The sequence below is a fragment of the Pseudomonas sp. COW5 genome (assembly GCF_026240005.1).
GTDB lineage: Bacteria > Pseudomonadota > Gammaproteobacteria > Pseudomonadales > Pseudomonadaceae > Aquipseudomonas > Aquipseudomonas kribbensis.
This window is the reverse complement of the sequence record NZ_JAPHVP010000001.1, coordinates 965,578-981,867: the sequence shown is the minus strand read 5'-3', so window position 1 is coordinate 981,867 and position 16,290 is coordinate 965,578. Positions and strand designations below refer to the sequence as shown.

Here is a 16,290-nt window from a genome sequence, read left to right as displayed (position 1 = left end):
AATAACGCAATGGATTATCCGAAGAGTGTGCCCAGCGCCGGTCTGGTGAATGGGAAATTTATCGATGAAAACCCTCTGACCGGGACGCCGGGATCGTTGATTCCGGCGGACTGGGGTAACGGTGTCACGCAGGAAATTCTCAACGTGATCAAGGCCGGGGATCTGACCCCGGACGAGAAGAAATACGATCAGTTGCTGCAGGCGATTCAGACGGTGACGGCCAAGGGCTGGAATCAGGATCTGGCGCTGCCGCTGGCGGCGTTGCCGTTGCCAACCGTTGCCACTACGGATGCGCGGATGCCGATCACGCCGGCTGCCGCCTCGACCAGTGGCGGTCGGGTGTCGGTGCCGGCGGGTGTTTACGTCAGCATCGGTCAGGAAGTGGTGGCGGGGCAGTTGGGACGTTCGCGGACGTTCACCACTCAGGCCTGGAGCAGCGCCGATCTGTTGCCGAGTTCGGGTTACTTTCTGCGGGCGCAGGTGGTGAGTGGTGCACTGACGTTCTACATGCAGCGCGGGACGATTTACGACGTGGCGCCCGACACTCTGAAGGGCACGGTCAATGGTGCTGCCGGCGGTGGTTTCCAGAGTTCGGTGCTGGACATGTGCCTGGCCTGGGTGGTTACGGGTGCACCGGGCTCGGTACCGGTTGTGCGTGCGATCTATAACCGGGCACGCCTGACCTGGGCGCAAACGCTCAACGGCACGGGAGCCGTGTTTCTGCCGCTGGATCCTCATGCCCGCGCTGCGCGGCTGGTGGTGGGTAACCCGACGCCATCGTCGACCGCTGTTACGACGGTTGCGTTTCCTTCGACTGGATGGGCCGGCGGCAACTACAGCTACCTTTCGCCCGTATCCACAGGCGTTTCCAATAATGCCGGAGGCTGGAATCCTGCCACCGCACAACCGTGCGTCATCTTCACCAACAACATCGTCAATGACGTCACGGTTTCGACACTGACCGCCAGTTTCGATCACGCCAATGTGCGCTCGCTCTGGCAGTCCTATCAGGCCGAACACAACCTGGCACAGGCCAGCGCCGACAGCGATGAGCTGTTGCTGAGCATGGGCATCAAGAGCCATCCGGTGACCGATTACAACGCCGGTATTCCGATCAACTTTAGCGAAGCTGTGAACGTTCAGCTGTCGTGGGAGCTCATTCGATGATCGTCATTCAGGAACTGCATCAGATCGATGGAGAGTTGCGTCCTGCGCAGCCGTCCGCCACCCATGACTGGGACGGTGAACAATGGGTCGTCAACCCTGAGAAAGTCGCGCTGCTGGAACAACAGGAAACCGCACGCCTCTGTGCCCGGGTCGATGCTGCCGCCGACAGTGCACGCAGCGTGTTGGCCGGTGACCCGCTCAAGGCGTTGGAGTATGCCCAGGCAGTCCTTGACGCTCAGGCCTTTCAGGACGCCGGTTATCCGAAGAAGGAAGTGCCGCTGTCCGTGGCCGCGTGGGTCGCCAAAGGCAGGTCTGCGAAACAGGCGGCCGAGCAGATCCTCGACAAGGGCGCTCAGGTCAGCGACAGCCTGCTGACCCTGCGCACCTTGCGCCTGAAGGCCAAGACCCGGATCCGTGAGTACGCCAGCAAAAATCAGCTGGAACAGGCGCGTGCCGCCACGGACGAAGTGCTGCTGGCCATTCGTGGACTGACGGACAACACCAACCCGTAATCGCATCCCGCCTCACCCAAGCCCACGTCGCCGTGGGCTTTTTATTTTCAGGAACAGAAGCGTTTGCGCCGTTGCGAAAGCCTTCGCGCTGCAACGTTTCATTTGTCATGACAGAGGAACGAACATCCCATGGATTATCCAAAAAGCGTCCCCAGCGTCGGCCTGGTCGACGGCCGCTTCGTCGACGAAAACCCGGTGGCAGGCACGCCGGGTTCTTTAATTCCGGCGGTGTGGGGCAACAGCGTTACACAAGAAATTCTCAACGTGATCGACGGTGCCGGAATGACGGCCAACGAGGTCGATACCGGCCAGTTGTTCAAAGCCATTCAATCGATCATCGGTGCCGCCAGCCCAATGCGTTCGGTGGTGACACGGCTTGCCGCTTCGAAGGCACTGATTGATCAGGAACTCGGTCTGGTACTGATCGATGGCAGCCCCGGTGCCACGACGATCACCTTGCCCGGCGCCACTGTCGGACTGGGTGTGCGCGACGTGATTGTTCGTCGTGTCGACAACAGCGGCAATCGAATGGTGGTGCAGGCATCCGGAACCGACCGGATCCGTTTTCACACGCATTTGTCTGCGAGCGGTTATCCGTTTCTGGTGCTGATGGGCGGCGGTGACTGGTGGCATTTGCGCAGCGACGGCGCTGGTAGTTGGTGGCCAGTCGGTCGCTTCGACAACACCCCCCTTGGCCGGCCGTTTTTCGAGACAACCATGTCGCTCAGCCCTGGTGGTTACGGAGCGCTCAACGGCACCGTCATGAAGCGTGTCGAGTGGCCGTGGCTGTGGGATCACGCCCAGCTCTCCGGAATGCTGGGCACTGAAGCGGCGCGTGCAGGCAACGAAGGTAAATGGACTTCGGGCGACGGCGCGGCGACCTTCCGCGGCCCGGAAGGGCGAGGCGAGTTTCTGCGAGTGCTGGACGAGGGCCGGGGCGTGGACGCGGCACGGGCCATGGGTTCCTTTCAGGGCGGTTCGATTCACTCCTACGCCCAAGGCGCAAATGGCAGCGGTGCGGTCGGAGCGTATTGGTCGGACAGTCTGACCGGCTTCGGTGCCGAAACCCGTGAAGAGCCGCAATACGTATCCGGGCTACTCAATGGCGGCCCCATTTTCCCTGCCAATACGACTTACCAGCGTGATGCTGCCAATACCCTGCTGCTGGCCTTCAAGTCCCGCCCGCGCAACATCGCCTATCCCGGCCGTATCAAACTCATCTGAGGTACCTATGTTCAATTATCTGTTTGATGGCTCGGGCGCCTTGTCCGGGCCTGTCGAGTTTTTCGTGACGCCAGGTATCGGTATTCAACTGCCCAGTAACGCAGTCCAGTTATCGTTCGAATTGCCTGAACTGGAAAGCGGTCACGCCTGGGCGTTGATCAATGGAGTACCGCGAGAGGTGATTGACCGACGTGGTCTGGTCTATCGCAAGGACGGCGGCGCGCAACAGATCTGGAATGAGTTGGGCGAGTTGCCCGACACCCTGACGGCGCAACCCTGGCCCGGAGAGTTCCATGTGTGGCGCGACAACGCCTGGCAACTGGATGCGCAAGTCCGTCTGGCCAGTATCAGCCAACAGGCCGGCGAGACGCGTGACGCGCTGCTGCGTGACGCTGTCCTGCGCATTGCGCCCCTGCAATACGCCGAAGACATCGGCGACGCCAGCCACGAAGAGCAACTGCAGTTGCTCGAATGGAAGCTCTACAGCGTGGAACTGAACCGTATCGAAAAACAGACTGGTTTCCCCGAGGAAATCACCTGGCCCGTTGTGCCCGGCACAACGGTGAACATCTGATTTCCACACAGGGAGAAGTGCAATGGACTATCCAAACAGCGTCCCGAGCGCCGGCCTGGTCAATGGCCGGTTTGTTGATGAAGACCTGGTCACAGGTAAACCGGGATCGTTGATTCCAGCCAGTTGGGGCAACGGTGTTACACAGGAAATTCTGGGTGTTGTGCGTGCCGGCGGTCTGACGCCGAGCGAGGCGTCAAATACGCAATTGCTGGGGGCACTTCGCAGCTCTCAACTGTTCCAGACGGCTGCGCCATTCGATGTCAGTCGTTCTGCGGCGACGTCCGAGTTTGTCCAGCGCGCACTTGGCAACTATGCCGGCGCGCGCGGTGTGTCTGCGGCCACACAACTGACGGCCGCGGATGTCGGATGTTCAATCGGCCTGGGCGGCAACTCGGCATACACCGTGACCTTGCCGGACATCCTCAACTTGCCCAACGGCGCGACGATCGGCTTTCACTGTCGCAGCAACGCAGCGATCACCATTGCCTGCATGGGCAATACGCAAATAAGTCCGCAAGGCGCCTATCTGAGCTCGATTGTGATGAACAGCGGCGAGAGTGCCAACGTTGTCAAAGAGAACGGTATCTGGACGGTTTACGGCACGGCCAGTCTGAAATATGCCGCGCTGTTTTCCGGCTGGTCTGGTAACCCTGGATACCAGAAACATGCCAGTGGAAACATCGATCAATGGGGATTCGGTACTACCGATGCCAATGGTGAAATGTGGGTCAGTTTCCCGATTTCCTTCCCGAATGCGTTTTTCTCGTGTGTCGCCACTCATGTTGGCGGTGACGGCGCCATGGTCATTGTTATCGGCGGCTCGGCCACCAAACAAGGCGTTCGCTTGAAAGTACGCAACGCGCTCAACCAGGTCGCGGCTGGCTGGACCGTATTTTATTTTGCCAAGGGCTATTAAATGAACGACTTCAACGTTTTATTCAGTGCACGTACCCGAGGGGTTTATGTGCCGGGAATCAATTCGTCGGACATTCCGGACGACGTCATCGAAATTCCCAAGGCCTACTGGATTTCATTGCTCCAGCAACTGGCGGTCACTGCGAAAGTCATCGGTGTGGATGCGCAAACCGGTTATCCGATACTGGTCGATCCGCCGCCTCCTTCGGCAGAACAGGCGGGCGAAACCGAACGCAATTGGCGAACCGCACAACTGGCAGCCACCGATGGCCTGGTGGCCCGCGACCGCGATGAGTTGGAGGACGGCGGGGGCACCACGCTGACCACCGAGCAATATGCCGAGCTGCAAGTGTTTCGGCGCGCGCTGCGGGACTGGCCACAGGCTTCGTTTTTCCCGTTCAGCGAGCATCGTCCGGTGGCGCCGCGCTGGTTGGCAACGGCACTTTGAGCCCTCTGTATTTCACAAGGATGCTGGCGCAGAAAACTCCGGAAAGAAATGGCTGGCAGGCCCTGGTCTCCAGTCATGATTCAATCGCAGCACATCCAGGGAGGATCAAGCATTATGCAAATCACTGAAAACAACCTCAGCAACATCATGCCCAACGCCCGCTCCCAAGCGGGCGTTTTTGTTTCACCGCTCAACGACGCCATGGCGCGTCATCGCATCGATACGCCCAAGCGCGTCGCTGCGTTTCTCGCTCAGGTCGGCCATGAGTCCGGGCAACTGCGCTACGTGCGCGAACTGGGCGACAACCAGTATCTGAGCAAGTACGACACGGGGACGCTGGCCCTGCGCCTGGGCAACACGCCGGAAGCCGATGGTGACGGACAGAAGTATCGCGGTCGCGGGCTGATCCAGATCACCGGCCGCACCAACTATCGCCAGTGCAGTCTCGGGCTGTTTGGCGATGAGCGTCTGTTGTCGTTGCCTGAATTGCTCGAGCAACCGCAATGGGCGGCGGAGTCCGCCGCGTGGTTCTGGGAGCTGAACGGTCTGAACGAACTGGCGGACCGCGATCAGTTCAACACCATCACCCGTCGAATCAACGGCGGATTGAACGGCTTGCAGGATCGCCTGGATCTCTGGGCGCGGGCGAGGGCGGTGCTATGTCCATCTCCTGGCGTGTAACCGGTGTTGTATTGCTGGTTCTGGGGGCTGCCGCACTGGCCTGGCAGTTCCAGGACTGGCGCTACGGTCGCCAACTGGCCGAGCAGGCCCGACGGCATGCCGAAACCCTCAACCAACTGACTCAGACTGCTGCCACGGCGCAACAGGCCGAGCAGGACAAGCGTCTGGCCCTGGAGCAACGGCTCGCGGCCAGTGAACAAACCCACTATCGAGCACTCAGCGATGCCCAACGTGATCAGGATCGCCTGCGCGATCGCCTTGCCACTGCTGATCTGCGCCTGTCAGTCCTCATCGACGCAGGCGACGCTGCCCAAGGCTGCGGCGTGCCAGCCGCCTCCGGCACCGGCGGCGTGGATCATGCAACCGTACGCGCCCGACTTGACCCGGCGCATGCTCAACGAATTGTCGCCATCACCGGCGAAGGCGATCGCGGACTGATTGCCCTGCAGGCCTGTCAGGCCTATATCAGAGCGTTGGCGCCTGCACATTTTGAATGAGTCTGTGTATTGAAAGCGCAACCGGCTCGTGTACGGTGGTAGGCATTCCACCCGATCCGGAGAGTGCCGTGAAAGACCTCACCCAACTGGCGGCCGAACTTGGCCGACGCCTGCAGTTGCTCAATGCCCACGTCACCACGGCCGAGTCCTGCACCGGCGGCGGCATCGCTGAAGCGATTACCCGGATCCCGGGGAGCTCCGCCTGGTTCGAGGCCGGTTATGTGACCTACTCCAACCGCCAGAAAACCCAGCAACTGAATGTGCCCGCCGAACTGTTCGGGACGGTGGGTGCGGTCAGTCGCGAGGTGGTCGAGGCGATGGTGCGCGGTGCGCAGAAACACAGTCGTGCCCGGTTTGCCGTGGCGGTCAGTGGTATCGCCGGGCCGGACGGCGGCTCGCCGAACAAGCCGGTGGGCACGGTGTGGCTGGCCTGGGGTGTCGGCGACGCGGTTTCCAGCGAGGTGCAACACTTCCCCGGCAACCGCGACGAAGTCCGCCGACAAACGGTGAAGGCCGCGCTAGAGGGCCTGCTGCGACTAGCGGCACGAGAAATCGAAAATCAGGGGTAGGCGATCCGCGAACGCTGTGGAATAATACTGGCTACTTATACAGGTGTTGGCCGTCAGGCCTTATTGATTACGTGAGGACTTTAATGGACGACAACAAGAAGAAAGCCTTGGCTGCGGCCCTGGGTCAGATCGAACGTCAATTCGGCAAGGGTGCCGTAATGCGTATGGGCGATCAGGACCGTCAGGCGATCCCGGCCATTTCCACCGGCTCTCTGGGTCTGGACATCGCGCTCGGCATCGGCGGCCTGCCAAAAGGTCGTATTGTTGAAATCTACGGTCCTGAATCTTCCGGTAAAACCACACTGACGCTGTCCGTGATCGCCCAAGCCCAGAAGGCCGGCGCGACCTGCGCATTCGTCGACGCCGAACACGCCCTCGACCCTGAGTACGCCGGCAAGCTGGGCGTCAATGTCGACGACCTGCTGGTTTCCCAGCCGGACACCGGCGAACAGGCCCTGGAAATCACCGACATGCTGGTGCGCTCCAACGCCGTTGACGTGATCATCGTCGACTCCGTGGCGGCACTGGTACCGAAGGCTGAAATCGAAGGCGAAATGGGTGACATGCACGTGGGCCTGCAAGCCCGTCTGATGTCCCAGGCGCTGCGTAAAATCACCGGTAACATCAAGAACGCCAACTGCCTGGTGATCTTCATCAACCAGATCCGCATGAAGATCGGCGTGATGTTCGGCAGCCCGGAAACCACCACCGGTGGTAACGCGCTGAAGTTCTACGCTTCGGTTCGTCTCGACATCCGCCGTACCGGCGCGGTGAAGGAAGGCGACGAAGTGGTCGGCAGCGAAACCCGCGTCAAGGTCGTGAAGAACAAGGTGGCTTCGCCGTTCCGTCAGGCCGAGTTCCAGATTCTCTACGGCAAGGGTATCTACCTGAACGGCGAGATGATCGACCTGGGCGTGCTGCACGGTTTCGTCGAGAAGTCCGGCGCCTGGTATGCCTACGAAGGCACCAAGATCGGTCAGGGCAAGGCCAACTCGGCCAAGTTCCTGGCAGACAACCCGGAAGTCGCGGCGAAGCTCGAGAAGCAACTGCGTGACAAACTGCTGTCGCCAGCTGTGATTGCCGACTCCAAGGCTTCTGCGGTCACCGAGACCGAAGACGACCTGGCTGACGCTGATATCTGATTGCACCGATGACAACCGCCGTACTCGATACCCTCGTCGCGGTGCGGCGAACCGCAATGGACCTGCTCGCACGTCGCGAGCATGGTCGAGTCGAGCTGACGCGTAAACTGCGTCAGCGCGGCGCTCCACCCGAAATGATCGAAACAGCCCTCGACCGATTGACGGAAGAAGGGCTGCTTTCCGAAGCCCGGTATCTGGAAAGCTTTGTTTCTTACCGCGCCCGTTCAGGTTACGGCCCGTTACGGATTCGTGAAGAACTGAGCCAGCGTGGCCTGCAGCGTGCCGATATCGAACTTGCCTTGCGTGAGAGCGGTATCAACTGGCAAGAGCAACTGACAGACACCTGGCAACGGAAATTCTCCGGGCAGCTTCCCGCAGACGCCAAGGAACGAGCCAGACAAGGCCGGTTTCTGGCGTATCGGGGGTTCTCGATGGAGATGATCAACCGCTTGTTCAGCGGCAGAGGGATGGACGATTAAATCGGTTCCAGCTTCAATCAAAAAATAAAAAGCGGCCCGCTATTTCGATAGCGGGCCGCTTTTTTTTGCCTTCAGATTACCTTTGACGGTTCTCGGGAGGGTTGCGCCGTTTGTGGTCTGGATTGGGCCCAGTTTTCCGGCAGGTTGATGAAGTCCACCAGTTCTCGCAGGCGCCCATGGTCCCGGGCGTTGAAGGCGAAGGACAATCGCGCCAGATGGCTGAATTGCACCTCGTCGTGTTCCTCAGCGCTATAGGCGTGTTGATGGAACCGGTCGCTCAGGCACAGATCGGCGAAGGCTTCCTGCATGTGGTCCAGGGCCCGGTCGCTGAGCTTGTGGTTCATCCGAATCACGAACTGCCGTTTGAGCCAGCGGCTGGAGTGGAAGTTGCCGTAGAACTGATTGATCTGTTCCACCGCCTCTTCAGCGCTGTAGACCAGGCGCATCAGTTTCAGGTCAGTTGGCAGGATGTAACGGTTGTCCTCCAGTTGCTGGCGAATGAAATCCAGCGCCCCTTGCCAGAACGTGCCGCCCGGCGCGTCCAGCAGCACCACCGGCACCAGCGGGCTCTTGCCGGTCTGGATCAGGGTCAGCACTTCCAGCGCTTCGTCCAGCGTACCGAAACCGCCAGGGCACAGCACCAGTGCATCGGCCTCCTTGACGAAGAACAGTTTGCGCGTAAAGAAAAAGTGGAACGGCAGCAGGTTCCCGGTGCCGTCCACGGTAGGGTTGGCGTGCTGTTCGAAGGGTAGGGTGATGTTGAATCCCAGGCTGTGATCGCGGCCGGCTCCTTCATGGGCGGCGGCCATGATTCCACCACCGGCACCGGTGATGACCATCATGTCTGAGCGGGCCAGGGCTGCGCCCAGTTCTCGGGCCATGGCGTACAGCGGATGCTCGACGGGCGTGCGCGCCGAGCCGAATACGGTGACCTTGCGCCGGCCCTTGAACTGTTCGAGCGTGCGAAACGCCTGTTCCAGCTCCCGCAGGGCTTGCAGGGTGATCTTGGCATTCCAGCGGTTGTGATCCTCCTGGGCCATGCGCAGCACGGTCAGGATCATGTCGCGGTAGATGGGAATGTTCGGGCTGTTGGGGGAAACCAGGTTGAGTTGTTCTTCGACCTTGCCGGTAAGGTCGTGGCCGCTTTCCTGAAAATGACGGCTGAGCAGGTCATTCGGTTGGTAAGGCATGCAACTTCTCCTTCTGCACAGAGCCTTCGGCCCTGACGTGCGGCGTCAGTGCCGCGCTGCAAGAAAAACAAACGTCCGGCAGCTCCTTTCCTGCCGTTGATAAAATGATCGGGAATACTTTGAATCTAGACCCTCAAAGCATTTCTCGCTCATTGAGCATTGCGCCACAAAGTCTTGCCTGGCAACTGCTTATTGTGGTTTTGCGAAGTGCTTTCACCGCTCGTCCGATGGCGCACCGAGGGCAAAATGCTCTGATTTACTAAGTTAAAGGCGCCGTACGACAACTTTGCGTCAGCGAGCGTACGCAAGGTGCACGCGATTCAAGGATTTGCGGGTGGCAAGGAGGCGGGACACATGACCAGAGTCATTCTGGAGATCGATACGCAGCTGTATCGAATGTTGAAGGCATCGGCCGAGACCAATCATGTCAGTCTCGAAGAGGAGTGCTGCCGACGTCTTTCGGGAGGGGAGCGCCGCTCGCGCTATCTGCAGGCCTTGCTGGCCGAACTGCGCGCCGAGGATGAACAGCGGCGCGCCAATTCTCGTTGATTACTTCTTCTTCGCCGGGCCTGCTTTCGGGCAGTCCGATTCCTGATAGCTGGCCGAACCGATTGCCCGGTTGGTCTTCACTTCGCTGAAGTCATAGCGCATCACGGCGCCCTTGGCCATCAGCTTGCGGTACGACGGGTTGTTGCAGACCGAAGCCCCCAGCTGGAAGTACACGGCCTTGGGATCGGCGCGCATCTTGTCGGCATGGCTTGCCTGGACGCTCAGGTGGTTGATCAGCGTGGTGCCTTCAACGGTGTAACCCTGATCGAGGATGTCTTCGTTGATCGCCCGTGGTGTACCGACGCTGCTTTGTGCGGCGACGTTTTGCAGCTCTTTGTTCAGGTTCTGCTCTTTCAGGGACGCAGCCTGTGCGCTGAAGGACAACGCCAGCGCAATGGCTGCGGTAGGAACGATAAGGCGCAGCATGAAACTCTCCTGATTCAGTGACTGGTGGTTCGACCAGCCCCGGGGCTGTGCGTTCAGTGGCGGCGAATTATAGGGGAGCCGGTCGGGAGGGTACAGGCTTGTGCCCGCTGCTCTGATAAACTGCCGGCCTTTATTGCCTTGCCGAGAGTTGTTCGTGTCGAGTTTTCCTGTCAGTCGGCGTCGCCCGCAATGAACCATGCCCCCAACGCCGTGGCCCGCCTGCGCGATCAGCGCGAGGACGAGGGCATCAAGCCGATTCAGGCCCGTGGTTTTCGCTCCGAACGTTGCCGCGACTGCCGGGTAATCATCAGTCATTGCCTGTGCGCCTGGCGGCCGACCGTGGAAACCCGCTCCGGTGTCTGCCTGATCATGACCGGCAAGGAAGTGTTCAAGCCAAGCAACACCGGTTGGCTGATCGCCGACATCGTGCGGGACAATCACGCCTTCATCTGGTCGCGAACCGAACCCGACGAGCAACTGCTGGCGCTGCTGAACGACCCGCAATGGCAGCCTTATCTGGTGTTTCCCGGCGAGTATGTAGAGCCTTCGCGGGTCACCAACACCGTGGATCTCGATAGCAGCAAGCGTCCGCTGTTCATTCTGCTGGACGCGACCTGGACCGAGGCGCGCAAGATCTTCCGCAAAAGCCCGTACTTCGATCGCCTGCCGATCCTCAGTCTGTTGCCCGACAAACTGTCGCGCTATCGCCTGCGCCGTTCGACCCGCAGCGAGCACTTGTGCACCGCCGAAGTGGCGGCGCTGTGTCTGGAACTGGCGGGTGATACGGATGCCGCCTCCGCGCTGGACGCCTATTTCGATGTGTTCAGCCAGCATTACCTGGGCGCCAAGCAGCAGCTTGAAGTGAATGTGTCGACACCGGCCCATGCCGAGTTGCTGCCTTTTATAGCCAACCCGCAGCCGGTGCCGGCCTGATCCTGGCCCATACTGCTAAAGCAGTGGCCGTGTTGCTTGACCACCCCGGCTTCGCTGGGCATGCTTGGCGCCGATTGGGGTGCGGCCAAGGTTTGAAACGCCGTTTTGTCCGTGATTGGCGTTGAACGTGCCCCTGTGGATGCCGCTGCACAAGCGCCGGCATCTTGATTTGCCTTGGTGAGCCCCGAATGCATCGGGTCTGCCATCAAAAACAGGATCATTTGAAAAATGGCCACATACGACATCCTGATTGCCGATGATCACCCTCTTTTTCGTAGCGCACTGCATCAAGCGGTGACGATGGGCCTTGGTCCGGATGTACGAATGGTGGAAGTGGCGAGCATCGCCGAGCTGGAAGCCCGCCTGACCGAGAAGGCCGACTGGGATCTGGTGCTGCTGGACCTGAACATGCCGGGCGCTTTCGGGTTTTCCGGGCTGGTGATGTTGCGCGGGCAGTACCCGCAGATTCCGGTGGTGATGGTTTCGGCGCAGGAAGAAGCTTCGGTGATGGTCAAGTCGCGGGAGTTCGGTGCCAGCGGTTTCATTCCCAAGTCGAGCGACTTGAGCGTGATTCAGGAAGCGGTGCGCAAAGTGCTGGACGGCGACGTATTCTGGCCGCCACAGGCGTTCGAAGCCGTCAGCGTTTCGGATGAAGCCAAAGCCGCAAGCGATGGCCTGGCGAGCCTGACGCCCCAGCAGTTCCGGGTGTTGACCATGGTCTGTGAAGGCCTGCTCAACAAGCAGATTGCCTATGAGTTGAGTGTGTCGGAAGCGACCATCAAGGCCCACGTCACGGCGATCTTTCGCAAGTTGAACGTGCGGACTCGCACTCAGGCGGCTTTACTCTTGCAACAACTTGAGTCAATTCCAAGCCAGTAAAGGCTGGCGTCTTCACGCTTTTTTGACTTTCGTTGAACTAGCTTCCCCACTTCTTTTTGGTCGGTTGTTTACTTTATGTCACCTTTCAAGGGCCAGACGGGCCTGAAACGCATCCTCAACGCATCCGGTTACTCGCTGGACGGCCTGCGCGCAGCCTTCACCGGCGAAGCGGCGTTCCGTCAGCTGGTGCTGCTTAACGTGGTGTTGATTCCACTGACGTTCTTCCTGAATGTCAGCCGTGTCGAGCAGGCGTTGCTGATTGCCGTGTGTCTGCTGGCGCTGATCGTCGAGCTGTTGAACTCTGCGGTGGAGGCGGCCATCGACCGCATTTCCCTGGAACTGCACCCGCTGTCCAAGAACGCCAAGGACATGGGCAGCGCCGCGCAATTCGTGGCACTGAGCATGATTGCCCTGGTATGGGCGGTGATTCTGCTTTAAGCGATTGTCGGCAGGACGATCTCGTCGCTGCGCTGGACCCCGGCGGTGAAGGCGCGGCACAGGTCGAGAAACTCGCGCATGGCGGAAGTCTGGTACTTCTGTTTATGCCAGATGAAGTAGAACTGCCGCGCCAGATCCAGATCCGGCGTCTCCACCGGCACCAGACTGCCGCGCCGGAAAGCATCTCGCAGCGCCAGACGCGAGATGCAGCCAATCCCCAGACCCGATTCCACGGCGCGCTTGATCGCTTCCGTGTGTTCCAGCTCCAGACGAATATTCAGCGCACTGCGATGGTGACGCATGGCCTGATCGAAGGTCAGGCGGGTGCCTGAACCTTGTTCGCGCAGAATCCACGCTTCGTGGGTCAACTCCTCCATGGTCGCACTGCCGCGTTTGGCCAATGGATGTTGCGGGGCGCAGAACACCACCAGTTCATCCTCGACCCAGCTCTGCACTTCGATGTCCGGGTGACTGCAATCGCCTTCGATTAGACCCAGATCAATTTCGTAATGCGCCACTTGTTGCACGATATTGGCAGTGTTCTGCACGTGCAGCTTCACCTGGCTTTCCGGATGACGCTGCATGAAGCCGCCGATCAGCAGGGTGGCCAGGTAATTGCCGATGGTCAGGGTCGCGCCCACCGACAGCGAACCGAAACCGGATTTGCCGTTTAGCAGGTCCTCGATTTCCTTGGCCTGATCGAGCATGGCCACCGCTTGCGGCAACAATTGTTTGCCGAGGGCGTTGAGGCTCAGGCGTTTGCCGGCGCGATCGAACAGCTGGCAGCTGGATTGACGCTCCAGTTCGGTGATGGAAGTGCTGGCGGCCGATTGCGACAGGTTGAGCAGACCCGCAGCACGGGACACGCTCTCCTGCTGGGCGACAGCGACGAAGACTTGCAGTTGACGAAGAGTAAATCGCATATCGATATAACCGATAACCCTTATCTTAATAATCCAGTTAACAGATATTGTCGGCGCTATTAGAATGCGATGCAATTGCGCACCGTCGGCATCCTTCAACGCGAGCCGGGCAAGCGCAGATCAATCTCCAGGAGTCCCACGTACATGAGCAACATGAACCACGAGCGTGTCCTCAGTGTTCATCACTGGAACGACACTCTGTTCAGCTTCAAGTGCACCCGCGATCCGGGCCTGCGCTTCGAGAACGGTCAGTTCGTGATGATCGGCCTGCAACAGCCAAACGGCCGCCCGCTTATGCGTGCTTACTCGATCGCCAGCCCGAACTGGGAAGAGCATCTCGAGTTCTTCAGCATCAAGGTGCCTGATGGTCCGCTGACCTCGCAGCTGCAGCACCTGAAGGAAGGCGACGAGATCATCATCTCGAAGAAGCCTACCGGCACCCTCGTCCTGGACGACCTGAACCCGGGCAAGCACCTGTACCTGCTGAGCACAGGCACCGGTCTGGCGCCGTTCATGAGCGTAATTCAGGACCCTGAAACCTACGAGCGCTTCGAGAAAGTGATCCTGGTTCACGGTGTTCGTTACGTCAACGAAGTCGCCTACCGCGAATTCATCACCGAGCACCTGCCGCAGAACGAGTTCTTCGGCGAGGCGCTGCGTGACAAGCTGATCTACTACCCGACCGTGACTCGCGAGCCGTTCGAGAATCAGGGCCGTCTGACCGACCTGATGCGCAGCGGCAAGCTGTTCAGCGACATCGGTCTGCCACCGATCAACCCGCAGGACGACCGCGCGATGATCTGCGGCAGCCCGAGCATGCTCGACGAGACCAGCGAAGTGCTCGACAGCTTCGGCCTGAAGATCTCGGCGCGTATGCGTGAGCCGGGTGACTACCTGATCGAGCGAGCGTTCGTCGAGAAGTAAGCACATTCAAATCTGTGGGAGCGAGCTTGCTCGCGAATAAGGTAGAACATTCAGCAGTTATGTTGACTGACACGCCGCCTTCGCGAGCAAGCTCTCTCCCACACAAGAAAGCCCGCGTTGCCTGAGAAGGCAGCGCGGGCTTTTTCGTTTCCGGGGATCACGCTTCGGCGGGGATGACTTCCAGGACGCGGATCTGCTCCGGTGCCGGGTAATGCCAGCGCACGTCCAGATCCCAGAACTGCGCGCCGTATTCACGCTCCGGTGCGGGTGTCTGGTAGGCCGGACGCGGATCCTGGGCCAGGCATTGCTCGATCAACTCGACCAAAGGCTCGGCAAGGCGCTGAGCGTGCGTGTGCGCCTGTTGCAGCGCCGCGTCCGCCCACTGCACGTCGATCAGTTGCGGCGCGGCATTGGCGATGCTGTTGGAGGCGTCAGCGATGATATCGGCGTAAGGCACGTAGGGTTTGATATCGAGAATCGGCGTGCCGTCCAGCAGGTCGATGCCGGAGATGAACAGGCGATCGGCCTCGACCTTGTCCAGTTTCACCACCGACTGACCGATGCCGTTTGGCCGATGCGTGGCGCGGGTGGCAAACACCCCCATGGACTTGTTGCCACCCAGACGGGGAGGGCGGACCTTGAGGCGCGGCTTGTCTTCCAGCGCCTGATGGAACAGGAACAGCAGCCAGACGTGACTGACCTGCTCCAGTCCTTGCACTGCATCGCCCTGGTCGAACGGTGCCACCAGCTCCAGCACGCCACGGGCGGCGGGGGCCAGTTGCGGCTGACGCGGGATGGCGAACTTCTCCTTGAAGCAGGAGCGGACGAAGCCGATGGGGGAGACGCTGTAAGTCATGGTTTGCATTCGAAACGGAGCAGGGCGGGCATGATAACCCGGCAGGCTTCAAGTCTGGTGCTGACAGATCTGGCCTCTTCGCGTATCTACAGGCTAAACCCGCCATCCAGCGGAATGATGTTGCCGGTCATGTAGGCCCCGGCGGTACTCGCCAGGCTGATCGCCAGCGCCGCCATCTCTTCCTCGCGTCCCCAGCGTTTCATGGGGATCAGCGCGGTGTCTTCGGCCAGTGCCTGCTGGTCGCTGCCGATGTGCTGGGTCATCTTGCTCGGGAAGCGTCCCGGCGCAATCACGTTGACGTTGATGTGCTGGCTCACCAGTTCCCGGGCAAGAATGCGCGACAGTTGGTGCAGCGCCGCTTTGCTCGGCCCATAAGCGTAGGCCTGCTCGCCGAAGGAACAGATCCCGGCCACCGAGCCGATATTGATGATCCGCGCCGGATTGGCTGCCGAACCGGCCTTGCGCAGCAGCGGCAGAAACTGCTGGATGCAACTGAACACCGAGGTCACGTTGAGCTGCATGACCTTCTCCCAGCCCTTGACCGGGTAGCTCTCCAGCGGCGCGCCCCAGGTGGTGCCGGCATTGTTCACCAGAATGTCCAGATGGGTGATCTGCTCGCCCAGTCGCTCCGCCAGCTCTTTTACGCCTTCTTCAGTCGCCAGATTCGCCGCCACGCCCTCGCAAGCGCCCAGGGCACCGAGTTCTTCAGCGGTCTGATGACAGGCTTCAGCGTCACGGGAACAGACGTACACGCGGGCGCCGGCCTCGACAAAGGCCTTGGCGATCATTTTGCCGATACCACGGGTGCCGCCGGTCACCAGGGCAGTGCGGCCTTGCAGGGAGAAATACGGGTGCATGGCGAATCCTGAGGGCTAGGGTTCAGTACACCCTAGTCGCCGGCCGCGAAAAGCGGAGCCACTATTTTTCGAGGGAATGAAGGGCCATGCATGAAAACGGCGACCGA

Annotated in this window: 21 protein-coding genes; 16 read left to right on the top strand and 5 right to left on the bottom strand. The window is 60.1% G+C overall.

What is annotated here, in order from left to right; translation table 11 throughout:
* Positions 1-9: 9 nt before the first annotated feature.
* From OQ248_RS04530 to recX, 11 genes are all read left to right on the top strand, one after another.
* Positions 10-1,167, top strand: coding sequence for a phage tail protein (locus tag OQ248_RS04530; RefSeq protein WP_265812154.1), 1,158 nt, complete (start codon positions 10-12; stop codon positions 1,165-1,167).
* On the top strand, positions 1,164-1,679 hold the full coding sequence (locus OQ248_RS04525) for a phage tail protein (protein ID WP_265812153.1): 516 nt from the start codon (positions 1,164-1,166) through the stop codon (positions 1,677-1,679). The genes OQ248_RS04530 and OQ248_RS04525 overlap by 4 nt, the downstream gene beginning before the upstream one ends.
* Positions 1,680-1,808: 129 nt before the next feature.
* Positions 1,809-2,903: a phage tail protein gene (locus OQ248_RS04520; RefSeq protein ID WP_265812152.1), complete on the top strand. Its 1,095-nt coding sequence runs from the start codon at positions 1,809-1,811 to the stop codon at positions 2,901-2,903.
* A gap of 7 nt (positions 2,904-2,910) precedes the next feature.
* On the top strand, positions 2,911-3,477 hold the full coding sequence (locus OQ248_RS04515; RefSeq protein WP_265812151.1) for a tail fiber assembly protein: 567 nt from the start codon (positions 2,911-2,913) through the stop codon (positions 3,475-3,477).
* Between the two features lie 22 nt (positions 3,478-3,499).
* Entirely contained in the window at positions 3,500-4,393 is an 894-nt protein-coding gene (locus OQ248_RS04510) for a phage tail protein (RefSeq protein ID WP_265812150.1), read from the top strand.
* Entirely contained in the window at positions 4,394-4,840 is a 447-nt protein-coding gene (locus OQ248_RS04505; protein WP_265812149.1) for a hypothetical protein, read from the top strand. It abuts the gene before it with no gap.
* Positions 4,841-4,954: 114 nt separating this feature from the next.
* The gene (locus tag OQ248_RS04500) at positions 4,955-5,521 is read left to right on the top strand and encodes a glycoside hydrolase family 19 protein (protein ID WP_265812148.1); all 567 of its coding nucleotides are present in this window, start codon (positions 4,955-4,957) and stop codon (positions 5,519-5,521) included.
* Complete coding sequence (locus OQ248_RS04495; RefSeq protein ID WP_265812147.1) at positions 5,500-6,018, top strand: lysis system i-spanin subunit Rz; 519 nt, start codon at positions 5,500-5,502, stop codon at positions 6,016-6,018. Before OQ248_RS04500 ends, OQ248_RS04495 begins: the two co-directional genes overlap by 22 nt.
* Positions 6,019-6,086: 68 nt before the next feature.
* Entirely contained in the window at positions 6,087-6,587 is a 501-nt protein-coding gene (locus OQ248_RS04490) for a CinA family protein (protein WP_085712897.1), read from the top strand.
* 83 nt (positions 6,588-6,670) lie between these two features.
* Positions 6,671-7,729 carry a recombinase RecA gene (gene recA / locus OQ248_RS04485; protein WP_085712898.1) on the top strand — a complete coding sequence of 353 codons (1,059 nt, stop codon included), beginning with the start codon at positions 6,671-6,673 and terminating at the stop codon, positions 7,727-7,729.
* 8 nt (positions 7,730-7,737) lie between these two features.
* A complete protein-coding gene (gene recX / locus OQ248_RS04480) occupies positions 7,738-8,208 on the top strand; it encodes a recombination regulator RecX (protein ID WP_085712899.1) in 471 nt (156 codons plus the stop codon).
* A gap of 71 nt (positions 8,209-8,279) precedes the next feature.
* On the opposite strand, the gene OQ248_RS04475 is transcribed toward recX, so the two are convergent.
* Positions 8,280-9,398, bottom strand: a complete 1,119-nt coding sequence (locus tag OQ248_RS04475; protein WP_265812146.1) for a TIGR00730 family Rossman fold protein — start codon at positions 9,396-9,398, stop codon at positions 8,280-8,282.
* A 354-nt stretch (positions 9,399-9,752) separates the two neighbouring features.
* Between OQ248_RS04475 and OQ248_RS04470 the strand changes: the two genes are divergently transcribed.
* Positions 9,753-9,947 carry a hypothetical protein gene (locus OQ248_RS04470; protein WP_085712901.1) on the top strand — a complete coding sequence of 65 codons (195 nt, stop codon included), beginning with the start codon at positions 9,753-9,755 and terminating at the stop codon, positions 9,945-9,947.
* Here the strand turns inward: OQ248_RS04470 and OQ248_RS04465 are convergent, their stop codons facing one another.
* Positions 9,948-10,373, bottom strand: coding sequence for a PA3611 family quorum-sensing-regulated virulence factor (locus OQ248_RS04465; RefSeq protein ID WP_119427211.1), 426 nt, complete (start codon positions 10,371-10,373; stop codon positions 9,948-9,950).
* Positions 10,374-10,562: 189 nt separating this feature from the next.
* Here OQ248_RS04465 and OQ248_RS04460 point away from each other — a divergent pair, with 189 nt between their 5' ends.
* The 3 genes from OQ248_RS04460 to OQ248_RS04450 all read left to right on the top strand — a co-directional run bounded on the left by OQ248_RS04460 (position 10,563) and on the right by OQ248_RS04450 (position 12,623).
* Positions 10,563-11,306: a tRNA-uridine aminocarboxypropyltransferase gene (locus OQ248_RS04460; RefSeq protein WP_085712903.1), complete on the top strand. Its 744-nt coding sequence runs from the start codon at positions 10,563-10,565 to the stop codon at positions 11,304-11,306.
* 228 nt (positions 11,307-11,534) lie between these two features.
* Positions 11,535-12,185 (top strand): response regulator transcription factor ErdR, encoded by a 651-nt coding sequence (erdR, locus tag OQ248_RS04455; RefSeq protein WP_085647827.1) that lies wholly within the window; start codon positions 11,535-11,537, stop codon positions 12,183-12,185.
* A gap of 75 nt (positions 12,186-12,260) precedes the next feature.
* On the top strand, positions 12,261-12,623 hold the full coding sequence (locus OQ248_RS04450) for a diacylglycerol kinase (protein WP_003222276.1): 363 nt from the start codon (positions 12,261-12,263) through the stop codon (positions 12,621-12,623).
* Here OQ248_RS04450 and OQ248_RS04445 read toward each other — a convergent pair.
* Positions 12,620-13,546 carry a LysR family transcriptional regulator gene (locus tag OQ248_RS04445; RefSeq protein WP_085712905.1) on the bottom strand — a complete coding sequence of 309 codons (927 nt, stop codon included), beginning with the start codon at positions 13,544-13,546 and terminating at the stop codon, positions 12,620-12,622. The two genes, OQ248_RS04450 and OQ248_RS04445, sit on opposite strands and share 4 nt — an antisense overlap.
* 144 nt (positions 13,547-13,690) lie before the next feature.
* Between OQ248_RS04445 and fpr the strand changes: the two genes are divergently transcribed.
* A complete protein-coding gene (gene fpr, locus OQ248_RS04440) occupies positions 13,691-14,470 on the top strand; it encodes a ferredoxin-NADP reductase (protein WP_003222277.1) in 780 nt (259 codons plus the stop codon).
* A gap of 157 nt (positions 14,471-14,627) precedes the next feature.
* Here the strand turns inward: fpr and tsaA are convergent, their stop codons facing one another.
* Together tsaA and OQ248_RS04430 are read right to left on the bottom strand one after the other, a co-directional pair.
* A complete protein-coding gene (tsaA, locus tag OQ248_RS04435; protein WP_265812145.1) occupies positions 14,628-15,326 on the bottom strand; it encodes a tRNA (N6-threonylcarbamoyladenosine(37)-N6)-methyltransferase TrmO in 699 nt (232 codons plus the stop codon).
* An 86-nt stretch (positions 15,327-15,412) separates the two neighbouring features.
* Positions 15,413-16,183: an SDR family oxidoreductase gene (locus tag OQ248_RS04430; protein ID WP_265812144.1), complete on the bottom strand. Its 771-nt coding sequence runs from the start codon at positions 16,181-16,183 to the stop codon at positions 15,413-15,415.
* Positions 16,184-16,290 lie beyond the last annotated feature (107 nt).

Excerpts from the sequence above, each read along its gene's own strand:
- OQ248_RS04510 (WP_265812150.1), top strand. The coding sequence starts at position 3,500 with ATGGACTATCCAAACAGCGTCCCGAGCGCCGGCCTGGTCAATGGCCGG.
- OQ248_RS04430 (WP_265812144.1), bottom strand. The coding sequence starts at position 16,183 with ATGCACCCGTATTTCTCCCTGCAAGGCCGCACTGCCCTGGTGACCGGC.
- OQ248_RS04495 (WP_265812147.1), top strand. The coding sequence starts at position 5,500 with ATGTCCATCTCCTGGCGTGTAACCGGTGTTGTATTGCTGGTTCTGGGG.
- OQ248_RS04450 (WP_003222276.1), top strand. The coding sequence starts at position 12,261 with ATGTCACCTTTCAAGGGCCAGACGGGCCTGAAACGCATCCTCAACGCA.
- OQ248_RS04525 (WP_265812153.1), top strand. The coding sequence starts at position 1,164 with ATGATCGTCATTCAGGAACTGCATCAGATCGATGGAGAGTTGCGTCCT.
- OQ248_RS04475 (WP_265812146.1), bottom strand. The coding sequence starts at position 9,398 with ATGCCTTACCAACCGAATGACCTGCTCAGCCGTCATTTTCAGGAAAGC.
- OQ248_RS04530 (WP_265812154.1), top strand. The coding sequence starts at position 10 with ATGGATTATCCGAAGAGTGTGCCCAGCGCCGGTCTGGTGAATGGGAAA.
- recA (WP_085712898.1), top strand. The coding sequence starts at position 6,671 with ATGGACGACAACAAGAAGAAAGCCTTGGCTGCGGCCCTGGGTCAGATC.
- OQ248_RS04470 (WP_085712901.1), top strand. The coding sequence starts at position 9,753 with ATGACCAGAGTCATTCTGGAGATCGATACGCAGCTGTATCGAATGTTG.
- fpr (WP_003222277.1), top strand. The coding sequence starts at position 13,691 with ATGAGCAACATGAACCACGAGCGTGTCCTCAGTGTTCATCACTGGAAC.
- erdR (WP_085647827.1), top strand. The coding sequence starts at position 11,535 with ATGGCCACATACGACATCCTGATTGCCGATGATCACCCTCTTTTTCGT.
- OQ248_RS04515 (WP_265812151.1), top strand. The coding sequence starts at position 2,911 with ATGTTCAATTATCTGTTTGATGGCTCGGGCGCCTTGTCCGGGCCTGTC.
- OQ248_RS04505 (WP_265812149.1), top strand. The coding sequence starts at position 4,394 with ATGAACGACTTCAACGTTTTATTCAGTGCACGTACCCGAGGGGTTTAT.
- OQ248_RS04445 (WP_085712905.1), bottom strand. The coding sequence starts at position 13,546 with ATGCGATTTACTCTTCGTCAACTGCAAGTCTTCGTCGCTGTCGCCCAG.
- OQ248_RS04500 (WP_265812148.1), top strand. The coding sequence starts at position 4,955 with ATGCAAATCACTGAAAACAACCTCAGCAACATCATGCCCAACGCCCGC.
- tsaA (WP_265812145.1), bottom strand. The coding sequence starts at position 15,326 with ATGACTTACAGCGTCTCCCCCATCGGCTTCGTCCGCTCCTGCTTCAAG.
- OQ248_RS04520 (WP_265812152.1), top strand. The coding sequence starts at position 1,809 with ATGGATTATCCAAAAAGCGTCCCCAGCGTCGGCCTGGTCGACGGCCGC.
- recX (WP_085712899.1), top strand. The coding sequence starts at position 7,738 with ATGACAACCGCCGTACTCGATACCCTCGTCGCGGTGCGGCGAACCGCA.
- OQ248_RS04460 (WP_085712903.1), top strand. The coding sequence starts at position 10,563 with ATGAACCATGCCCCCAACGCCGTGGCCCGCCTGCGCGATCAGCGCGAG.
- OQ248_RS04465 (WP_119427211.1), bottom strand. The coding sequence starts at position 10,373 with ATGCTGCGCCTTATCGTTCCTACCGCAGCCATTGCGCTGGCGTTGTCC.